Annotated in this window: 17 protein-coding genes; 3 read left to right on the top strand and 14 right to left on the bottom strand. The window is 44.9% G+C overall.

Annotated elements, in window-relative coordinates; translation table 11 throughout:
- Positions 1–60: 60 nt before the first annotated feature.
- From rpoS to mazG, 11 genes are all read right to left on the bottom strand, one after another.
- Positions 61–1041: an RNA polymerase sigma factor RpoS gene (gene rpoS, locus L5M29_RS07675; RefSeq protein WP_028761361.1), complete on the bottom strand. Its 981-nt coding sequence runs from the start codon at positions 1039–1041 to the stop codon at positions 61–63.
- Between the two features lie 80 nt (positions 1042–1121).
- The gene (locus L5M29_RS07670) at positions 1122–2018 is read right to left on the bottom strand and encodes a peptidoglycan DD-metalloendopeptidase family protein (RefSeq protein ID WP_263167110.1); all 897 of its coding nucleotides are present in this window, start codon (positions 2016–2018) and stop codon (positions 1122–1124) included.
- A 100-nt stretch (positions 2019–2118) separates the two neighbouring features.
- Positions 2119–2754: a protein-L-isoaspartate(D-aspartate) O-methyltransferase gene (locus tag L5M29_RS07665; RefSeq protein ID WP_028761363.1), complete on the bottom strand. Its 636-nt coding sequence runs from the start codon at positions 2752–2754 to the stop codon at positions 2119–2121.
- Positions 2751–3500 (bottom strand): 5'/3'-nucleotidase SurE, encoded by a 750-nt coding sequence (gene surE, locus L5M29_RS07660; RefSeq protein WP_105251808.1) that lies wholly within the window; start codon positions 3498–3500, stop codon positions 2751–2753. Before surE ends, L5M29_RS07665 begins: the two co-directional genes overlap by 4 nt.
- Complete coding sequence (gene truD / locus L5M29_RS07655; RefSeq protein WP_263167108.1) at positions 3497–4600, bottom strand: tRNA pseudouridine(13) synthase TruD; 1104 nt, start codon at positions 4598–4600, stop codon at positions 3497–3499. The genes surE and truD overlap by 4 nt, the downstream gene beginning before the upstream one ends.
- A 20-nt stretch (positions 4601–4620) precedes the next feature.
- The gene (ispF, locus tag L5M29_RS07650) at positions 4621–5106 is read right to left on the bottom strand and encodes a 2-C-methyl-D-erythritol 2,4-cyclodiphosphate synthase (protein ID WP_263167106.1); all 486 of its coding nucleotides are present in this window, start codon (positions 5104–5106) and stop codon (positions 4621–4623) included.
- Positions 5107–5143: 37 nt separating this feature from the next.
- Positions 5144–5935: a 2-C-methyl-D-erythritol 4-phosphate cytidylyltransferase gene (gene ispD / locus L5M29_RS07645; RefSeq protein WP_263167103.1), complete on the bottom strand. Its 792-nt coding sequence runs from the start codon at positions 5933–5935 to the stop codon at positions 5144–5146.
- Positions 5936–5947: 12 nt separating this feature from the next.
- Complete coding sequence (ftsB, locus tag L5M29_RS07640; protein WP_105253074.1) at positions 5948–6247, bottom strand: cell division protein FtsB; 300 nt, start codon at positions 6245–6247, stop codon at positions 5948–5950.
- Positions 6248–6346: 99 nt separating this feature from the next.
- On the bottom strand, positions 6347–7642 hold the full coding sequence (gene eno / locus L5M29_RS07635) for a phosphopyruvate hydratase (RefSeq protein WP_105251763.1): 1296 nt from the start codon (positions 7640–7642) through the stop codon (positions 6347–6349).
- 230 nt (positions 7643–7872) lie between these two features.
- Positions 7873–9510, bottom strand: coding sequence for a CTP synthase (locus L5M29_RS07630; protein ID WP_012587102.1), 1638 nt, complete (start codon positions 9508–9510; stop codon positions 7873–7875).
- Positions 9511–9626: 116 nt separating this feature from the next.
- Entirely contained in the window at positions 9627–10550 is a 924-nt protein-coding gene (gene mazG / locus L5M29_RS07625) for a nucleoside triphosphate pyrophosphohydrolase (protein ID WP_263167101.1), read from the bottom strand.
- Positions 10551–11087: 537 nt separating this feature from the next.
- Between mazG and aguA the strand changes: the two genes are divergently transcribed.
- Positions 11088–12200 (top strand): agmatine deiminase, encoded by a 1113-nt coding sequence (gene aguA, locus L5M29_RS07620; RefSeq protein WP_263167099.1) that lies wholly within the window; start codon positions 11088–11090, stop codon positions 12198–12200.
- Between the two features lie 73 nt (positions 12201–12273).
- The gene (locus L5M29_RS07615; RefSeq protein ID WP_263167097.1) at positions 12274–13980 is read left to right on the top strand and encodes an amidase; all 1707 of its coding nucleotides are present in this window, start codon (positions 12274–12276) and stop codon (positions 13978–13980) included.
- 181 nt (positions 13981–14161) lie between these two features.
- On the opposite strand, the gene L5M29_RS07610 is transcribed toward L5M29_RS07615, so the two are convergent.
- The 3 genes from L5M29_RS07610 to L5M29_RS07600 form a co-directional block, all read right to left on the bottom strand.
- On the bottom strand, positions 14162–15226 hold the full coding sequence (locus L5M29_RS07610) for a methionine synthase (protein ID WP_263167095.1): 1065 nt from the start codon (positions 15224–15226) through the stop codon (positions 14162–14164).
- A gap of 55 nt (positions 15227–15281) precedes the next feature.
- The gene (locus L5M29_RS07605) at positions 15282–16256 is read right to left on the bottom strand and encodes a DUF1852 domain-containing protein (RefSeq protein ID WP_061782783.1); all 975 of its coding nucleotides are present in this window, start codon (positions 16254–16256) and stop codon (positions 15282–15284) included.
- Positions 16257–16995: 739 nt separating this feature from the next.
- A complete protein-coding gene (locus L5M29_RS07600; RefSeq protein ID WP_198572905.1) occupies positions 16996–17607 on the bottom strand; it encodes a LysE family translocator in 612 nt (203 codons plus the stop codon).
- Positions 17608–17706: 99 nt separating this feature from the next.
- On the opposite strand from L5M29_RS07600, the gene L5M29_RS07595 reads away from it, so the two are divergent.
- The gene (locus L5M29_RS07595; protein ID WP_198572906.1) at positions 17707–18579 is read left to right on the top strand and encodes a LysR family transcriptional regulator; all 873 of its coding nucleotides are present in this window, start codon (positions 17707–17709) and stop codon (positions 18577–18579) included.
- Positions 18580–18730: the final 151 nt, after the last annotated feature.

The raw sequence follows: 18730 nt of genomic DNA, 5'->3' as shown, positions 1-18730 counted from the left end.
TGATCTCACACTAAGTGCATTTCCTGGATAGCTTCTCTGAAAGGCACCAGAAGACAGATATTAGTTTCTAAATAAAGCTTCAACAGATAAACCTTGAGAACCCAATAAATCACGTAAGCGTTTTAATGCTTCCACTTGGATTTGACGAACACGTTCACGGGTTAAACCAATTTCAGCCCCCACATCTTCAAGCGTAGAAGGTTCATAACCTAACAAACCAAAACGACGGGCTAATACTTCTCTTTGTTTTGTGTTCAACTCGTTAAGCCATTTCACCACCGAGTTAGAGATGTCTTCATCTTGCACTTTATAGTCAGGGCCAACACTATCATCATCGGCCAATACATCTAATAATGCTTTCTCGTTATCGCCCCCCAAAGGCGTATCAACAGAGGTAATTTTTTCATTCAGCTTAAGCATGCGGCTCACATCAGAGCTAGAAACTTGCAGTTTTTCAGCAATTTCTTCCGCTGTAGGTTCATGATCCAGTTTTTGTGCTAATTCGCGGGCTGTGCGCAAGTATACGTTGAGTTCTTTAACAACATGAATCGGCAAACGAATAGTACGAGTTTGATTCATGATAGCGCGTTCAATCGTCTGTCTGATCCACCAAGTCGCATAGGTTGAAAAACGAAAACCTCTTTCTGGGTCAAACTTTTCTACGGCACGAATTAAACCTAAATTACCCTCTTCGATAAGATCGAGCAGTGCTAAGCCGCGGTTATTGTAACGACGTGCAATTTTTACGACGAGACGTAAATTACTTTCGATCATGCGATTACGGGATTTTGCACAACCTTTTAAGGCCTTACGGGAAAAGTAAACTTCTTCTTCTGCGCTAAGCAGTGGGGAAAAACCAATCTCACCTAGATAAAGTTGAGTGGCATCAAGATTTTTTTGCAGGTCATCTTGGACCTGTTGTTCTATTCCTAGCTCTTGGACTAGATCGGTGGCAACTTCTTCTTTTTCAAGATCAAAGTCTACGGTTTCTACGGAAAAATCTACTAGTGCTTCTGCGGCAGTGCTATTTATGCGGCTCATGATCAAATCTCCCAAACCTAATTAAACTGCTGAATTAGTGCAATTTCCTATCCTCCATTTGCCAACAAGGCCCCAAACAATCATTGTTTAGGTAAATAAGTAAGTGGGTTTACAGACTGTCCATGGTAACGAATTTCAAAATGTAACATTACCCGATTGGCACCTGTATTGCCCATTTTTGCAACAGTCTGCCCTGCGAGGACATGTTGCTTTTCTTTGACTAAGATCTTGTCCGTATGAGCATAAGCACTAAGGTAATCGTCACTATGTTTAATAATCACTAAATTACCGTAACCCCTAAGAGCACTTCCTGCGTATACCACCCGCCCATCTGCAGCAGCTTTGATGATATCTCCCCGATTTCCCGCGATCTTAATACCTTTATTTCCCTGCTCATTGGCAGAATAAGTTCCGATTAACTTCCCTCTTACTGGCCACTGCCACTGACTCACACTGGCTGGCAGTGTTGAGGTGGGTGGAACCATTAGCTGGTTAACATTTTGTTGGGAACTTGTTACAAGGTACGCGGGCTTAGCTTTCTGATCAAGTGTTTTTTTCAGATCGTCACTTGACTTAGCATTAGACTGATAAACCTTATCATCTAATTGTTTTTTATCACTTTTACTTGAGTTAGCATCTGAATTACCCGTTATATTTCCATCTAAAGTCGTAGATTTTGATTGGTTACTAGATTTAGCATTAGATAAATATAAAATCTGTCCAGGGTAAATTGTATAAGGGTTATCTAATTGATTAAGTTTAGCTATTTCAGAAAAGTCTTTCCCTGCAGCCCAAGAAATAGAGTAGAGAGTGTCACCTTTTTTAACTTTATATGAATTCGATTTAATGTGGCCTTTGCTATTTTTAGAGTAGCTATGGGAAATATTTTCGACGGGTGCGGGTCTGCTGGCCTGAAAGCTACAGCCTACAAGCAGAAATATAAAGCAAAGGTTTAAGAGTAAACCCGCATTCAACAATAAAAACTCCTTGGTAAGGTTGTATTACTGTTTATGATGAGAAAATGACGCCTTCTGTGCAAAACAAGCACTTCGCTTAACACAGTAGCACAACACAAGGTTAAGCTAACTCTCCATTAATTAAAGGTACAAATTTAACCGTTTCAATGGTTTCAGAACTAAAGCGGTCAGCAGTGCGCGTAATACGCATCAATTGTTGAGTATCCTCTCCCACAGGTAAGACTAACACCCCTCCATCAGCCAACTGAGACAGCAAAGCTTCTGGTATAGTCGCCGCCGCCGCAGTCACCATAATGGCATCGAACGGACTACGATTAGCCCATCCCAACCAACCATCACCATATTTGAACGACACATTATGCAAATCTAATCGTTTTAAACGCTGTCTTGCTTGAATTTGTAAACCTTTGATCCGTTCGATAGTACAAAGCTGAGGCACCAATTGAGCCAAAATGGCTGCCTGATAGCCCGATCCCGTCCCCACTTCTAACACTCGCTGTGGCATCTTGTGCAGTAAGAGTTCGCTCATACGGGCAACGATATAAGGCTGCGAAATAGTTTGCCCTTGTCCAATTGGCAAAGCCGTATTTTCATAGGCTTTATGGGCTAGCGCATTATCGAGAAACATTTCTCGCGGCGTATGCGATATCGCCTTTAACACGGCTTGATTACGGATCCCCGCATCTTGAAGCTTTTTAGCTAAATTCACCGCCGATGTTAAGGCAACTCGAGTCATATTTTATCTACCCAATTTTGCAATGCCGTTAGTTGTCCGTAGGCGGTTAAATCAACCGTCAAGGGCGTAATTGAAACATAGCCATTGGCGATAGCATGAAAATCAGTGCCCTCTGTGGCATCTTGCTCTTGTCCTGGTGGACCAAGCCAAAAGATTTCACGTCCGGCAGGATCTTGCGTTCGCACTATGCCTTCGGCCTTATGACGAGCACCGAGGCGAGTCACTTTGATCCCTTTAATTTGATCAAGTGGCAAGTCAGGCACATTCACATTTAAGATCTGATCTTTTGCCAAAGGCTGGGCCAACAAACCTTGAACTATCCGCCGAGCATAAACAGCAGCCGATTGATAATGTTCGAATTTACGGCCATTAAGCGAAATCGCTATTGCAGGAAAACCTAAAAAGCGTCCTTCCATCGCGGCGGCAACCGTCCCCGAATATAAGGTGTCATCGCCCATATTTGCCCCCGCATTGATGCCAGACACCACCATATCAGGTTCGCCATCACATAATTCTCGGATAGCCAAATGGACGCAATCTGTCGGTGTACCGTGAACGGAAATATAGCCATTATCTAACCTATTAATTCTTAATGGATTAGTCAAGGTTAATGAGTTGCTCGCACCAGAGCAATTTCGATCCGGCCCCACAGTCAGCACTGTCGCAATTTCAGCCAAAGCCTCAGATAAGGCTTTGATACCTGGAGCATTAATCCCATCGTCATTGCTAACAAGGATACGGATCATGACTCTGCTTCAGTCTTAACAGTATCAATGTTAGCGTTAATTACCTCAGGCGCAGGCTCCTGCACCAATGTCGCTTGCCATTGCTGCTCTTTAACATCTTGATAATTAACTAACTCTCTCAATAACGATGTTGCAAAACTGCCCGCAGGCAACACAAACTCCAGCACTAAGCCATCGGCGGTTTGTTCGTATTTAAGGCCTTGGGGCTCAAGCAGTAACGGACGACGTTCTTGCTCTAATCCGGCGTGCTCTAAACCATAGCAATCGTCAGCTAACTCACTCATGGCTAAGGTTTCCACCGCAGCAGCTTCACCTTGGGGTAACATCATGCCGCGCCCCCACAATGGTGCAGAAAGTTGAATGTCTTTTTCAATCAGACGCTTCAATACAATGAGATCCCATTCAGGCGTAACAAAGAAGCTTTTGCTGCCCGCTAACATCACACAATCACCCGCTAAAGGCTTAGTGCCATGGTTGGCTAAACGGTACGACACCACAGTGTTAAACAGATTTGAGCGCACGGCAGACAAATATATGCTGCGCTTATTTCTATCTTTCACTTTTTTACCCGCCATCATTTGGCGACCAAACACTAAGTTTTTGCCATCGTGACCAAAGCGCTGCTCACCAAAGTAATTGGGCACGCCCACTTGAGCGACCTTTTCGATACGACTGATAATGTCTTCCACTTTGGTGACATTTCTCAGGGTAAGAATAAAGCGGTTACCGACTAAGGCACCGATTCGCAGTTTCTTGCTGTGGCGGCTGCTCGACAATATAGTCAAACGCTCGCTATTGAGCTCCTTCCAAGCAGGCGTTTCTTTACCTGGAATACGCACACCGAACCACTGTTCTGTGATGGCATTTTTATCTTTTTGCCCAGCGTAGGTGACTTCCTTTGGATGCACCTTAGCGAACTTAGCGATCATTTCAGCGACTTGTACTGTATTTAGCCCTTCTTTGCGTACATGCAGCATATGATGTTCACCTTCACCCGTCGGGCTAAAAGGCAAAATCTCTTTCACGATAAAATCGCTATTTTGGGTTCTTAGATCTGCTGTACCTAAAGGCTTACCATACAGATAATGTAATTCGCTCATGGGACTTTTTTACTCTTAAGTTAATCGTGTTTGCGGGCCATAAGTACCACGGCTTCTACCGCAATACCTTCTTTACGCCCAGTAAATCCTAGCTGTTCAGTCGTGGTCGCTTTGACGTTAATGTCGTCAAGTTCCGAGGTTAAATCGGCGGCTAATATCTGGCGCATTGCCTCAATGTGCGGCGCCATTTTAGGGGCTTGCGCTATGATAGTGACGTCAAGATTACCCAGCACAAAGCCTTTCGCCCTAGCTAAAGCATAGCAATGACGCAGCAATACGCGGCTATCAGCACCTTTATAGGCGGCATCCGTGTCGGGGAAATGTTTACCTATGTCACCCAGCGCCAGTGCGCCGAGGATCGCATCGGAAATCGCATGCAGTACCACATCACCATCTGAATGAGCGACTAAGCCAGTTTCATAGGGCACTTCTACGCCACAAAGAATAAGGGGTCGTGCAGCACCAAATTTATGCACATCGAAACCATGGCCGATACGGATTTTCATTTAATATTCCTAACGTATTATTTTACTTGGATTATGACTATTTTGCGGCACGCATTAAAAACAATTCGGCCAATCCCAAATCATCGGGATGCGTCACTTTTATATTGTCAGCACGGCCCGAAACGAGTCCGGGTGATATCCCCGCCCATTCCATCGCCGAAGCCTCATCTGTGACTACCGCACCTGCAGCCAGAGCCGCATTGAGGTAATTTTTTAATTGCTGCGCTGGAAATAACTGCGGCGTCAATGCATGCCATAAATTATCGCGGCACACAGTGGCACTGATTTCACCCTGTTTATTCGCGCGCTTCATGGTATCGCGCACAGGCATAGCCAAAATAGCGCCTTGGGGGAATTGCACTCTGGATGCGAGTAACTTGTCGATATCCGTCGCGGTTAAACAAGGTCTTGCCGCATCATGCACTAAGGCCCAACTGTGCTCGGGCGCAATTTGCAGCGCCGCCAACACAGAATCAGCGCGTTCACCGCCACCTATTACTGTAATCAATTTGGGGTGCACGGCCTGTGGCAAGGTATCGAAGATAGTATCGTTCGAATGTAAGGCGACGATCACTTGAGAAATGTGCGGATGGGACAAGAGCTTATCTAAGGTATGAGCAAGAATACTCTGGCCGCACACCTCAAGATATTGCTTAGGTCTGTCGGCGCCCATACGGCTACCTATGCCTGCGGCGGGAACGATGGCAACCACAGCTTGAGTGACATGCTCAGCTTGGCGCTGCAATTCAATTTGTGTTACCAGATCAGATTGACTATCGGGATTGGATTGTTCATTTAATCCAAGATCTAAATGTCCTAGCTCTGTCATCCTAACTCCATATTACTGAGATGGACTCGATACCGAGCGCTCACCACCCACGACGCGATAGAAGGTCTCGCCTTCTTTAACCATGCCAAGTTCGTTGCGTGCGCGCTCTTCGATGGCTTCTGTACCACTTTTCAGATCGATGATTTCTTCCTTCAGCACTTGGTTACGCTCATTGAGTTTGGCGTTACCTTCTTGCTGGGCGGCAATTTGTTTTTGCAGAACGAAATATTCAGGAAGACTATTACCTCCCGACCAAAGACGGAATTGCAGTACACCGAGTAGCACTATGAGTGCAATGACAAAAAATTTCATGGAGGAATTAGCGTCAGTATCTTGGATTAAAAAAATATACAGCAGATAGTACAACAAAAAAGGCCACCAAGTGGTGGCCTTTTTACATCAAATATTAAATTACGCCTGACCTTTGATCTCTTTCAAACCACGGTATGGGGCTTTTTCACCTAATTGCTCTTCGATGCGCAGCAATTGGTTGTACTTAGCAACACGGTCAGAACGACACAGTGAACCGGTTTTGATTTGGCCAGCAGCAGTACCTACGGCTAAGTCAGCAATAGTTGAATCTTCAGTCTCACCACTACGATGTGAAATCACGGCGGTATAACCCGCTTCTTTCGCCATACGAATAGCCGCTAAAGTCTCAGTCAATGAACCAATTTGGTTAAACTTGATAAGGATTGAGTTAGCAATACCGTTTTCAATACCACGGGTTAAGATTTTAGTGTTAGTAACGAATAAATCGTCGCCCACTAATTGGATCTTGTCACCCATGATTTGAGTTTGATAAGCCCAGCCGTCCCAATCTGATTCGTCTAAGCCGTCTTCGATAGACACGATTGGATATTGGTCAGCCAATGATTTTAAGAAATCAGAGAAACCGTTCGAGTCGAAGACTTTGCCTTCGCCCGCTAAATCGTATTTGCCGTCTTTGTAGAATTCAGATGCAGCGCAATCCAGCGCTAACGTCACATCAGTACCTAACTTGTAGCCAGCCAGTTCAACCGCTTCTTTGATAATGGCTAACGCATCAGCGTTTGACGCTAAGTTAGGTGCAAAACCACCTTCGTCACCCACAGAAGTGCTTAGGCCTTTGTCGTGCAATACTTTTTTCAGTGTATGGAAGATTTCAGCGCCCATGCGCAGTGCTTCACGGAAGGTTTTCGCGCCAACAGGTTGCACCATGAATTCTTGGATATCAACGTTGTTATCCGCGTGCTCGCCACCGTTTAAGATGTTCATCATAGGCACAGGCATAGAATATTGGCCTGGTGTACCGTTTAATTCAGCGATATGCGCGTATAAAGGAATACCTTTAGATGCTGCTGCTGCTTTAGCAGCCGCTAAAGACACAGCCAGAATCGCGTTTGCGCCTAACTTGTCTTTGTTTTCTGTGCCATCTAAGTCGATCATGATTTGATCAAGCTCAGCTTGTGCCGTCGCATCTTTGCCTAATAATGCAGCGCGGATGACACCGTTTACGTTAGCAACAGCGGTTAATACGCCTTTGCCTAAATAACGGCTCTTATCGCCATCACGTAATTCTAACGCTTCGCGGCTACCGGTTGATGCACCAGAAGGCGCCGCAGCCATACCCACAAAACCACCTTCTAAATGCACTTCGGCTTCAACAGTTGGGTTACCACGAGAATCCATAATCTCGCGACCAATCACGTTAATAATCTTAGCCATAACACCCTCGATTTAAGTTTAAAGATAAAAGAAAAAACCAATACCTATGGGAATAAATGGAAGTCACATACCGCAGAAAATAACCAAATTCCATTTACGGTTTGCGTCCATACAGATGCAACTAGTACGCATGCTGTTTATACCCAGAGGTATTAAGTTCTTATGTTTCAAGTCGCGACGAGTGTAGCAAAAGGCCGGCCCCACTGTCGCGGGTCCGGCCTCACATATTCTTACTTCAGATCACGTTTTTGATGCGCACTTGCCGCAGCAATAAACCCTTCGAACAATGGGTGACCATCGCGCGGCGTTGAGGTGAATTCAGGATGGAATTGACCTGCAACAAACCATGGGTGATCTTTTAATTCGATCATTTCCACCAGTTTACGATCAGAAGACAAACCGCTGAAGATCATGCCAGCCTGCTCTAAACGCTCTCTGTATTTGTTGTTCACTTCGTAACGGTGACGATGACGTTCTACACAGCTGTTGCCTTTGTAGGCTTGAGCCGCTTTTGAACCCTCGAGTAAATGACACAATTGAGCGCCTAAACGCATAGTGCCACCTAAGTCAGACGCCTCATGGCGCTGCTCAACATTACCTTCTTCGTCAATCCATTCAGTGATCAAACCCACCACTGGGAACGGTGTTTCTTTATTGAATTCAGTTGAATGTGCATCAGCCATACCTGCAACATTACGCGCAAATTCAATCAGAGCAACTTGCATACCTAAACAAATACCGAAATACGGTAAATTGTTTTCACGGGCAAATTTTGCCGCCAGTATCTTACCTTCAACACCACGCTCGCCGAAGCCGCCTGGTACTAAGATACCGTCTAAACCCTGTAAGACTTCTTCGCCTTTGGCTTCTACGGTTTGTGAATCAATGTACTTGATGGTCACTGATACGCGGTTTTTAAGGCCAGCGTGTTTTAATGCTTCGTTGACTGACTTATAGGCATCTGGCAGTTCAATGTATTTACCCACCATACCAATAACGACTTCGCCGTTTGGATTAGCTTCTTGATAAATAACATTTTCCCACTCAGACAGATCCGCTTCACGGCATTCTAAACCGAAACGCTTAACCACTAAGTCATCCAAACCTTGTGAACGTAACAAAGCTGGGATTTTATAAATACTATCAACATCTTTTAATGAAATAACCGCACGCTCTTCGACGTTACAGAACAGCGAAATTTTGGCTTTTTCATTCGCAGGAATCGCACGATCACCACGGCAAACCAGCACATCTGGTGCAATACCGATAGAACGCAGCTCTTTCACTGAGTGTTGAGTTGGCTTAGTTTTCACTTCGCCTGCAGCACCTAAGAAAGGCACTAAGGTTAAATGCATGAACAGAGTACGATCACGACCCAGCTCAACACCGAGCTGACGGATAGACTCTAGGAACGGCAAAGATTCGATATCACCCACAGTACCGCCGATTTCGACGATAGCCACATCATGGCCTTCGCCACCTGCTAATACTTTTTCTTTAATCGCATTAGTGATGTGTGGGATAACCTGAATAGTTGCGCCCAAATAATCGCCACGACGTTCTTTACGTAATACTTCTTCGTAAATACGACCGGTAGTGAAGTTGTTACGACGATTCATCTTAGTACGAATGAAACGCTCGTAGTGACCCAAGTCGAGATCTGTTTCTGCACCGTCTTCAGTAACAAATACTTCGCCATGTTGGGTTGGGCTCATGGTACCCGGATCAACGTTAATGTAAGGGTCCAGTTTCATGATGGTTACATTGAGACCGCGGGCCTCTAAAATTGCAGCTAATGATGCTGCTGCAATGCCTTTACCTAGTGATGAAACAACGCCACCAGTAACGAAGATATACCTTGTAGTCATGCTGAACCTGAGAAAATGAGTTTGAAAATACGTGCTTGTAAGAAAGCACTAGGACGGGGCAGTAGTATACCAAAGGCGGCGCGATTCGACAAACACCAATCGGGATAATTTGCCGTTTATCTCGTCTCCGTCGCTTTTACTTGGTCCCAATAGGCATCAAGCTCCATTAATGTGTGCTCTTCCATGCTTTTACCGCTCTCACTCGCCAACTGTTCTACACCGCGAAAACGGCGTTCAAATTTAAGATTGGCTTGGCGCAACGCTTGTTCTGGATCGACCTTAAGATGGCGAGCTAAATTCACCACGGCAAACAGCAAGTCGCCCATTTCGGACTGCACTTTAGCTTGGTCTTGCTCGTCTTGATTAACTTCATGCAAGACTTCATCAATTTCTTCGTGGATTTTAGCGACCACGGGCTCAAGTTCGGCCCAATCGAACCCGACTCGCGCCACCTTTTGCTGAATTTTGATTGAGCGCGACAGTGCAGGTTGTGAGCGAGGAATATTGTCTAACGCAGAAACCACAGTATCAACTTGGGTTTCACCCGCCACTTGCTGCGCCTTTTGTTCACGCTCAGTCGCTTTAATCGCTTCCCAATTGGCTTTCATCGCTTGGGCGCTATCGCCTATTTGCGGATTTTGCTCACCAAACACATGGGGATGACGACGGGTTAACTTATCGCTGATTTTCTCAATCACAGTGGCAAAATCAAACTTGCCTTGCTCTTTACCAAGCTGACAATAGAATACGATTTGAAATAACAAATCCCCGAGTTCATCGGGTAACTCATCCCAGGCTAAACGCTCTATGGTATCGGCAACTTCATAGGCCTCCTCTAAAGTAAAAGGCACTATGGTTTGAAACGTTTGCGCTTTGTCCCACGGGCAACCCGTGTGCGGATCACGCAGTTTTTCCATTATCTTAAGCAGCGGCTCAACATCTGTTATAGACAGTTCTGTTGTAGACAGTTCCGTTGTAGAAGTTTCAGTGATAGAAGGTTCAGTAGAAAATGAGGTTAATGGCGCAGTGTGGGAAGTCATGCTGATATCCTTTAAAGATAAATACTGCAACGGGCGAATATTGAGAAAGAACAAAAAATACGCCTCCGCAAAATACGCCTCCGCAGTGTTTTTTAGCAAAAGGCTACAATAAAGCGATGATGATAAGCTAGGTAAAATAAAAGCGCTATTTTGATGCTGAGATCAGATTTTAGTGCTGTATTTCAACTAAGACTTATTTTAACTAAAGAGCATTCGCTCCATTTCGTAATTCACTCATCTCGTGAGCAATAAATTGACAAGCTTCCTCCCCTACAAATTCTCATCTATGTCCTGCATACAAGTATTTAGCGCAAGCCATCTTAAATGATAAGATACGCAGCAATATTTCAATGAAGCTAAAACTCACCGAGTGAAAACCTGACAATTTCGGCCAAACTATGCACATGAAACTATGCACATGATAAATGCGGTCCTTCAATTTATTCATTTGATTGATGTTAGGTATATTTCGATTCTGTCGTCCGATGTTAGGACGCACACCCTTATCGTTTTTAAGCATTACTGGAGACAAAACTCATGACAAACGTGACAGTGGATGCCACGCAGTTAACGACTAAGCCATCCCAAGATGGTTTTTATATGCCTGGCGAATGGGCTGCGCAGCAAGCGGTGTGGATGATTTGGCCCTATCGTCCTGATAACTGGCGTGCAGCTGGTGCTTATGCTCAGGCGACCTTTGCTAAGGTGGCCGATGCCATTGGTGCGACAACCCCTGTTTATATGGGTGTTCCTAAGACGTTTTTAGCCGAAGCTAAAGCGGTGATGCCATCCCATGTCACCTTGGTTGAAATGGACAGTAACGATTGCTGGGCTCGTGACACTGGGCCAACCGTCGTTGTGAATGACAATGGCGAATGCCGTGGTGTTGACTGGGGTTTTAATGCTTGGGGCGGCCATAACGGTGGTTTGTACTTCCCATGGGATAAGGACGAGCAAGTCGCGCAGCAGATGCTTGCGCAGCATGGTTTTGCCCGTTACAGCGCGCCGCTGATCCTCGAAGGTGGCTCCATCCATGTCGATGGTGAAGGCACCTGTATGACGAGTGCAGAATGTTTACTCAATGCCAACCGTAACCCTGAACTGACAAAAGAACAGATTGAAGACTTACTGCGTGACTATTTGAATGTTAAGCAGTTTATCTGGTTGCAAGATGGCGTGTATATGGATGAGACCGATGGCCATATCGACAATATGTGCTGTTTTGCCCGTCCTGGTGAAGTCATTCTGCACTGGACCGATGATGAGACTGATCCCCAGTATCCACGCTCAAAAGCGGCGCTCGATGTGCTGCAAAATACCGTGGATGCCAAAGGCCGTAAGTTAAAAATCCATCTATTGCCACAACCGGGGCCGCTGTATTGCACCGAAGAAGAATCAAAAGGCGTGACCGAAGGCACTGGCGTGCCACGCACGGCGGGTGAGCGTTTAGCCGGTTCTTATGTGAACTTTTTAATCACCAATAATCGCATCGTGTTCCCACTGCTTGACCCTGCAACCGATGATATCGCCGCCCAAAAACTGCAGGAAATCTTCCCAGAGCATGAGATTGTGGGTGTGCCAGCCCGTGAGATTTTATTAGGTGGCGGTAATATCCATTGTATTACCCAGCAGATCCCCTCTGGAAAGTAATCTAAGGAGAACAGCATGACGATTGATGTCACTGTTATTACACCACAATTAGCTTTCAGCGGGAGGGTGTAAGATGTTTGAAGTCACTGAAGTTTCTATTGCCGAGTTGCGTGCTGCGCTCGAATCTGGCCGCACCACCGCAGTGGAGTTGGTTAAGTCGTATCTCGCGCGGGTTGAGGCGTATGACGGCCCTGCGACAAAGACTAAGCTCAATGCGTTAGTGGTACACAATCCCGATGCGCTCAAAGAAGCTGAGGCGTCAGATGCGCGCCGCGCCCGTGGTGAAATACTGAGCCCACTTGAGGGTATTCCGTATACCGCCAAGGATAGCTATTTGGTGAAGGGGCTGACGGCAGCTTCTGGCAGCCCAGCCTTTAAGGATTTAGTGGCGCAGTATGATGCCTTCGCCGTTGAGCGCCTACGCGCCGCAGGTGCCATTTGCCTAGGCAAAACCAATATGCCACCTATGGCCAATGGCGGCATGCAGCGTGGTCACTATGGCCGCGCTGAAAGCCCATACAATGCTGAGTATCTTACTGCACCATTCGCTTCGGGCTCTTCCAATGGGGCAGGCACGGGTACGGCGGCAAGTTACTCTGCTTTTGGTCTTGCCGAAGAAACTTGGTCGAGTGGCCGTGGCCCTGCGTCCAATAATGGTTTATGTGCCTATACACCGTCTCGCGGCGTGATTTCGGTGCGCGGTAACTGGCCGTTAACGCCGACCATGGATGTTGTCGTGCCTTATACCCGCACTATGGCCGATATGCTTGAAGTGTTGGATGTGATTGTGGCCGACGATCCTATCACCCGTGGCGATCTCTGGCGTCTGCAACCTTGGGTACAAATCCCTAAAGCATCAAGTGTCCGTCCAGCATCTTATCTGGAGCTTGCCGCTCAAGCCGACACGCTTAAAGGTAAGCGTTTTGGTGTGCCGCGCATGTACATCAATAAGGATGAATTGGCGGGCACTAGCGAAAATCCGGGCATTGGCGGGCCAACGGGGCAACGTATTCATACCCGCCAATCAGTTATCGATCTATGGGAAGCGGCTCGTAAAGCCTTAGAAGCCGCTGGCGCCGAAGTGATTGAAGTCGATTTCCCGTTGGTATCAAATTGCGAAGGCGACCGCCCAGGTGCGCCGACCGTGTTTAACCGCGGTATCGTCACGCCTCAATTCCTCCATGATGAATTATGGGAACTCTCAGGTTGGGCGTTCGATGAATTCCTGCGTGCTAACAATGACCCTAAACTCAACAAACTTGCTGATGTTGTTGGGCATTTGATTTTCCCCCACGACTTAGGCACCTTGCCTAACCGTGAAGGTGACTTAGCGGCAGGCATGGAAGAGTACGTCAACATGGCTAAGCGTGGTCTTAAATCCTATGACCAGATCGACAGTATTCCCGATGGTCTGCGTGGCTTAGAGAAGACGCGTAAGCTAGATCTCGAAGACTGGATGGACGAGCTAAAGCTCGATACAGTGCTGTTCCCAACCGTGGCAGATGTCGGCCCTGCCGATGCGCATGTGAATCCGGCTTCCGCCGATATCGCTTGGAGCAACGGAGTTTGGGTCGCTAACGGAAACCTTGCGATTCGCCATTTAGGCGTGCCGACTGTGACTGTGCCTATGGGCGTGATGGCCGATATTGGCATGCCAGTCGGTTTGACCTTCGCAGGCCGCGCCTATGACGATAATAACCTGCTTAAATTTGCAGGTGCATTTGAGTCAACAGGTGACAGGCGCATGATCCCGCCACGCACACCAAAACTTGGCCAATAAGCGCTAAGACAATGCATAAGCCTAAGCACTAAATGTAAGAGCTTAGAAATGAACAATGGGATTGGCATCAGAATGCCAATCCCGTTTTTTTAATACTTACGTCGATACCTTTTCAACAAAGCTAGACTTATGCTGCTATAAAACATGCTGCTGTAAAACAGACAACAACACTTAACGCGTCTTATCTTAATGCCAAGAGCTCTTTTCTGACGATCTCTGCACCTGCACTCAAGGCGTTGAGTTTGCCTCTTGCGACTTGATGGGATAAAGGCGTCATGCCGCAGTTAGTACAAGGATAAAGCTTGTCGGCATCGACAAATTTAAGGGCTTTTCGTAGGGTGTCAGCCACTTCCTCTGCGGTTTCAATCGTGTCGGTGGCGACATCAATCGCGCCGACCATGACTTTCTTACCGCGAATGAGTTCAAGTAGCTCCATTGGCACATGGGAGTTGTGACATTCTAGCGAGATAATATCGATATTAGACTTTTGCAGTTTAGGAAACACTTCTTCATATTGGCGCCACTCTGAGCCCAAGGTTTTTTTCCAATCTGTATTGGCTTTGATGCCGTAACCATAACAAATATGCACCGCCGTTTCGCATTTAAGCCCTTCAATGGCTCTTTCTAAACACGCAATACCCCAATCGTTTACCTCATCAAAAAATACATTAAAGGCAGGCTCATCAAATTGGATAATATCAACACCCGCAGCTTCTAATTCTTTGGCTTCCTCATTAAGAATTTTGGCAAATTCCCACGCAAGCTTTTCGCGACTTTTATAATGGTCATCATAAAGCGTATCTATCATGGTCATAGGCCCAGGCAGCGCCCATTTAATCGGTTGTGTGGTTTGCTTGCGTAAAAATTTGGCATCTTCAACAAACACCGACTTTTGACGGCTCACAGGGCCGACAACCGTGGGCACACTTGCATCATAGCGATCACGAATTTTAACGGTTTTACGTTTTGAAAAATCAACGCCGTTGAGGTGCTCAATAAAGGTAGTGACAAAATGTTGCCGCGTTTGCTCGCCATCACTGACAATATCAATCCCTGCTAGCTGTTGATCCTGTAATGACAAACGCAGTGCATCGTGTTTACCGGTAATTAATTCCTCTCCTTGCAACTTCCATGGAGACCAAAGTGTTTCAGGCTCTGCAAGCCATAAAGGTTTAGGCAAACTGCCCGCAGTTGAAGTCGGTAACAGTGTCTGGTTAAGCGATGTTTTATTAAGTCGTGTTGTCATAATAATGATGCCGTATTAGATTAATTATTGAGCGTGACAATTAGGCGCAGAGCGACTAAAGGTAATTAGCTGACCATTGTTCAAAAAACGTTTGATAAGGCTTGATAAAGTGCTCCGCTGCAAATTTGCCTTGCTCATTCGCCAATTGGCTACGTTCTGCTCGGTCATAAACAATTTGAGTCAGAGAATGATCCAGATTTTTCAAATTAGGTTGATAGCATTTTCCGGCAACAGCATTGGCATTATAAATCTCAGGGCGATAGATTTTTTGAAAGGTGCCCATAGTGCTGATGGTGCTTATCAACTCAAGATGAGTGTAATCATTCAGTAAATCACCAAAGAAATAAAAAGCTAAAGGCGCCACGCTATTTGGCGGCATAAAATAGCGCACCTGTAAGCCCATTTTTTTGAAATATTGCTCAGTTAAAGACGATTCATTTGGCTGATATTCAACCCCTAATACGGGATGCTGATTCTCAATTCTATGGTAGGTTTTATTATCCGACACACTGAGGCAGATAACCGGTGGCTTATTAAAATTCTGTTTGTAAGCATCAGAATTAACAAAAGACTGAAATAGCTTGCCATGTAGACCACCAAAATCATCTGGAATACTAAATTTGGCTTGGCCCTTATTATGTTCTGCCAGTAACACGCTAAAGTCATAATCGCGTACGTAAGATGAAAAGTTATTGCCGACAATGCCTTCAATGCGCTTATTGGTTTTATGATCAACAATATTGGTTTTCAATACTTCAATCGATGGGAAGGTTTGACCGCTGCCGTCAATATCCAAATTAACGGAGATAATTTCCAGCTCAACGCTATAACGATCGCCTTTAGGATTATCCCAATGCGCTAAGGCATTAAAGCTGTTATCAATCATCTTTAACGCGTTGCGTAAGTTCGCTTGGCGATGACTGCCTCTGGCCAAATTAGCAAAGTTGGTCGTGATACGCGTCTTGTCTGAGGGATGATAATTTTCATCAAGACAAATGCTGTTAATCGTAAATGTAAAATGCTTATTCATAGTGATCCAGTATCCCATTGCCTGATTTCAAACCTGAGTTTATGCCCTGCGCTTCTAGCTTCTCGACCCGACTCTGATAGACATTATTTGTGTTCTGTCTGAGGTTCTATTTAACTTAAGTGCCGATGACTTAAGTCCTGATGGCTTAGCTAGGGTGCAACTTCAAGCTTGTCTAATATTTCGCTTGGAGTCATTTATACGTGGTTCGGCACATGAACAAAAACGGTTTTATTTCACATAGAACATGAGCCATATTCATGATCAACTAGCATGGCGTTGTTGATTAACCAGAACTCGGGATAGGGAAAAGCAGGAAAGCAGGAACAGCAATATGTTTTCGAGTTAGTTCTCCTAGAGCCGGCTTGTAATAGCCGATTACACATATTTTCCCAAAGCTCGTTGTATTACCTGTTGCGCGATATTTATTGTCATTGTGCCCCAGTGACTCGCCGCCTATTTATTTTAAAAGAAGCATCCCTGAGGGCTCTACTAAAACATGTTTTAGTAGGTCACTGGTGCAACAATGCCAATCTTAACTAACCCTCTCGCTGCTCGTTTAGCTAAAAAACTATTGCATCATTGTGAGCTATGACCGATTAATCACTCAGTGCGCAGAGGATAATTTGACTTACATTTAGTCATTCCAAAAATATGGAAGTAAAGACAGATTACACCTCTATCTAAGTGACTAAATTTAGCGTACCAGTACAATACTTACTTATTATGTGAGAGTTGGAATTTAGGCTTTTATTGATAATGTTGCACCAAAAGCAATTAGACCCAAACCACACGCCTGATTAATTCTATGACCAAACTTTTGAATTATGTGACTCGCTTGTACAGATGTGACTAGGTAAGCGACTATACAAAACCAAGCCATATGTAGAAGTGCAATGTAAACGCCATAGCTAATAACGAAAGACATACCTTCATTATTGGCTGAGATTAGTTGGCTAAAGACGCTTAGAAAGAAAAGCATTGTTTTAGGATTCAATACATTACACAAAAAACCTTGAAATATGTACTTTCGAGTATGTGTGGGTTGGTCTGTTGAGTTTTCATAGTCTAATTTCAACTTAGAACTGACTAACCCTGTTACACCGAGATAAATTAAATACGCCGCACCAATGTACTTCACTATGCTAAATAAAACCGCATTCTGAGAAACTAAGTGACTAATCCCTATCACTGAATAGGTAATATGCACACAAACACCAATCCCTATCCCAAGAGCCGTTAATATGCCCGCTTTTCTGCCAAAAATTGCACTGTTTTTAAATACTAAAACAAAGTCAGCACCAGGGCTTACTACGATTAAAAGCCCAAATACTGCAAAACTTATTAACTCCATTTTCTATCCTAACTGTTCATGATTTTAAAATAATTGTATAGATTTATTGGTAAGTTATAATCGAAAAAAAGGCATCCTAAATGTGAGAAAAAGTCACAGATGAGACATTTAAAAGCATTCTATGTATTTCATATTACGGCAGAGTCATCGAGTTACAGTAAGGCAGCAGAAAGACTTCATATCACTCACGGAGCAGTGAGTAAGCAAATTAAATTGCTAGAGAGCCATTTGTCGAAGTTACTGTTTTACAAACAAGGTAGAGGAATGTGTCTCACGCAAGAAGGTGAGCTACTCAAGCTGTACACTGATATTGCGTTTAATGCTCTAGATAATGGAGTTAAGAAGCTAACGAGGGAAAGCAATAAGCATCTTGAAGTTTCCTGTGAGCCCACATTAACTATGCGCTGGCTGATGCCTCGGCTGGCCAGTTTTTTCCAGCTTACGGGTATTGATGTTCGACTATCAACAGCAGGAGGGCCTGTGGATTTATGTGAAACAGGATTATCTTTAGCCATCCGGCGTGATGACTTCGATATTAGCCCAGAATATACGACACACAACTTAGTCAATGAGTGGGTTGGCCCTGTTTTTTCGCCTGAATATTGGAACAAAGCTCAGCACAACTTAGATGATATCGTTTTGCTTCATAGTGAAACGAGACCTTCTGCATGGTCAGATTGGTCATCACGTTCAACACATGCCTTTAATATCAATAAGTCTAAATCCTTTGAGCATTTTTATTTCTGCTTACAGGCGGCAGTTGACGGTTTAGGGGCTGCTATAGGGTCATATCCTCTGATAATCGATGACTTGAAAAACGGGAGACTGGTGGCTCCATTTGGATTTACTCAATCTGGACATCGTTATGTACTGCTCAGCCACACAGAAAGACTGGGAAGCAATGAATTGGAGTTTTTAAACTGGTTAGAAAAGACAATGTCCTTATGCCAGCCTGAAACTCTTAGTTCGTAATTGTAGTGGGTTAGTGAATTTGATCTGCTATTTGTAGGCGACTCGCGTGGTTTGGAGTAGAAAAAGTTATCTGAAAGAGAGGGCTCTCCATCTCGTAGTAACACGAAAATATCCAAAAGTTTCTTATGTTCAATCGAATGACTTCGCTCAA

It is taken from the genome of Shewanella sp. SM95 (assembly GCF_025653595.1).
In the GTDB taxonomy this organism is placed as follows: domain Bacteria; phylum Pseudomonadota; class Gammaproteobacteria; order Enterobacterales; family Shewanellaceae; genus Shewanella; species Shewanella oncorhynchi.
The sequence above is the reverse complement of the archived record's forward strand: the minus strand, read 5'-3'. Positions and strand labels throughout refer to the sequence as shown.

Bases quoted from the DNA above. Each gene is read 5' to 3' on its own strand.
- rpoS (WP_028761361.1), bottom strand. From the start codon at position 1,041: ATGAGCCGCATAAATAGCACTGCCGCAGAAGCACTAGTAGATTTTTCC.
- L5M29_RS07665 (WP_028761363.1), bottom strand. From the start codon at position 2,754: ATGACTCGAGTTGCCTTAACATCGGCGGTGAATTTAGCTAAAAAGCTT.
- surE (WP_105251808.1), bottom strand. From the start codon at position 3,500: ATGATCCGTATCCTTGTTAGCAATGACGATGGGATTAATGCTCCAGGT.
- truD (WP_263167108.1), bottom strand. From the start codon at position 4,600: ATGAGCGAATTACATTATCTGTATGGTAAGCCTTTAGGTACAGCAGAT.
- ispF (WP_263167106.1), bottom strand. From the start codon at position 5,106: ATGAAAATCCGTATCGGCCATGGTTTCGATGTGCATAAATTTGGTGCT.
- ispD (WP_263167103.1), bottom strand. From the start codon at position 5,935: ATGACAGAGCTAGGACATTTAGATCTTGGATTAAATGAACAATCCAAT.
- ftsB (WP_105253074.1), bottom strand. From the start codon at position 6,247: ATGAAATTTTTTGTCATTGCACTCATAGTGCTACTCGGTGTACTGCAA.
- eno (WP_105251763.1), bottom strand. From the start codon at position 7,642: ATGGCTAAGATTATTAACGTGATTGGTCGCGAGATTATGGATTCTCGT.
- L5M29_RS07630 (WP_012587102.1), bottom strand. From the start codon at position 9,510: ATGACTACAAGGTATATCTTCGTTACTGGTGGCGTTGTTTCATCACTA.
- mazG (WP_263167101.1), bottom strand. From the start codon at position 10,550: ATGACTTCCCACACTGCGCCATTAACCTCATTTTCTACTGAACCTTCT.
- aguA (WP_263167099.1), top strand. From the start codon at position 11,088: ATGACAAACGTGACAGTGGATGCCACGCAGTTAACGACTAAGCCATCC.
- L5M29_RS07615 (WP_263167097.1), top strand. From the start codon at position 12,274: ATGTTTGAAGTCACTGAAGTTTCTATTGCCGAGTTGCGTGCTGCGCTC.
- L5M29_RS07610 (WP_263167095.1), bottom strand. From the start codon at position 15,226: ATGACAACACGACTTAATAAAACATCGCTTAACCAGACACTGTTACCG.
- L5M29_RS07605 (WP_061782783.1), bottom strand. From the start codon at position 16,256: ATGAATAAGCATTTTACATTTACGATTAACAGCATTTGTCTTGATGAA.
- L5M29_RS07600 (WP_198572905.1), bottom strand. From the start codon at position 17,607: ATGGAGTTAATAAGTTTTGCAGTATTTGGGCTTTTAATCGTAGTAAGC.
- L5M29_RS07595 (WP_198572906.1), top strand. From the start codon at position 17,707: ATGAGACATTTAAAAGCATTCTATGTATTTCATATTACGGCAGAGTCA.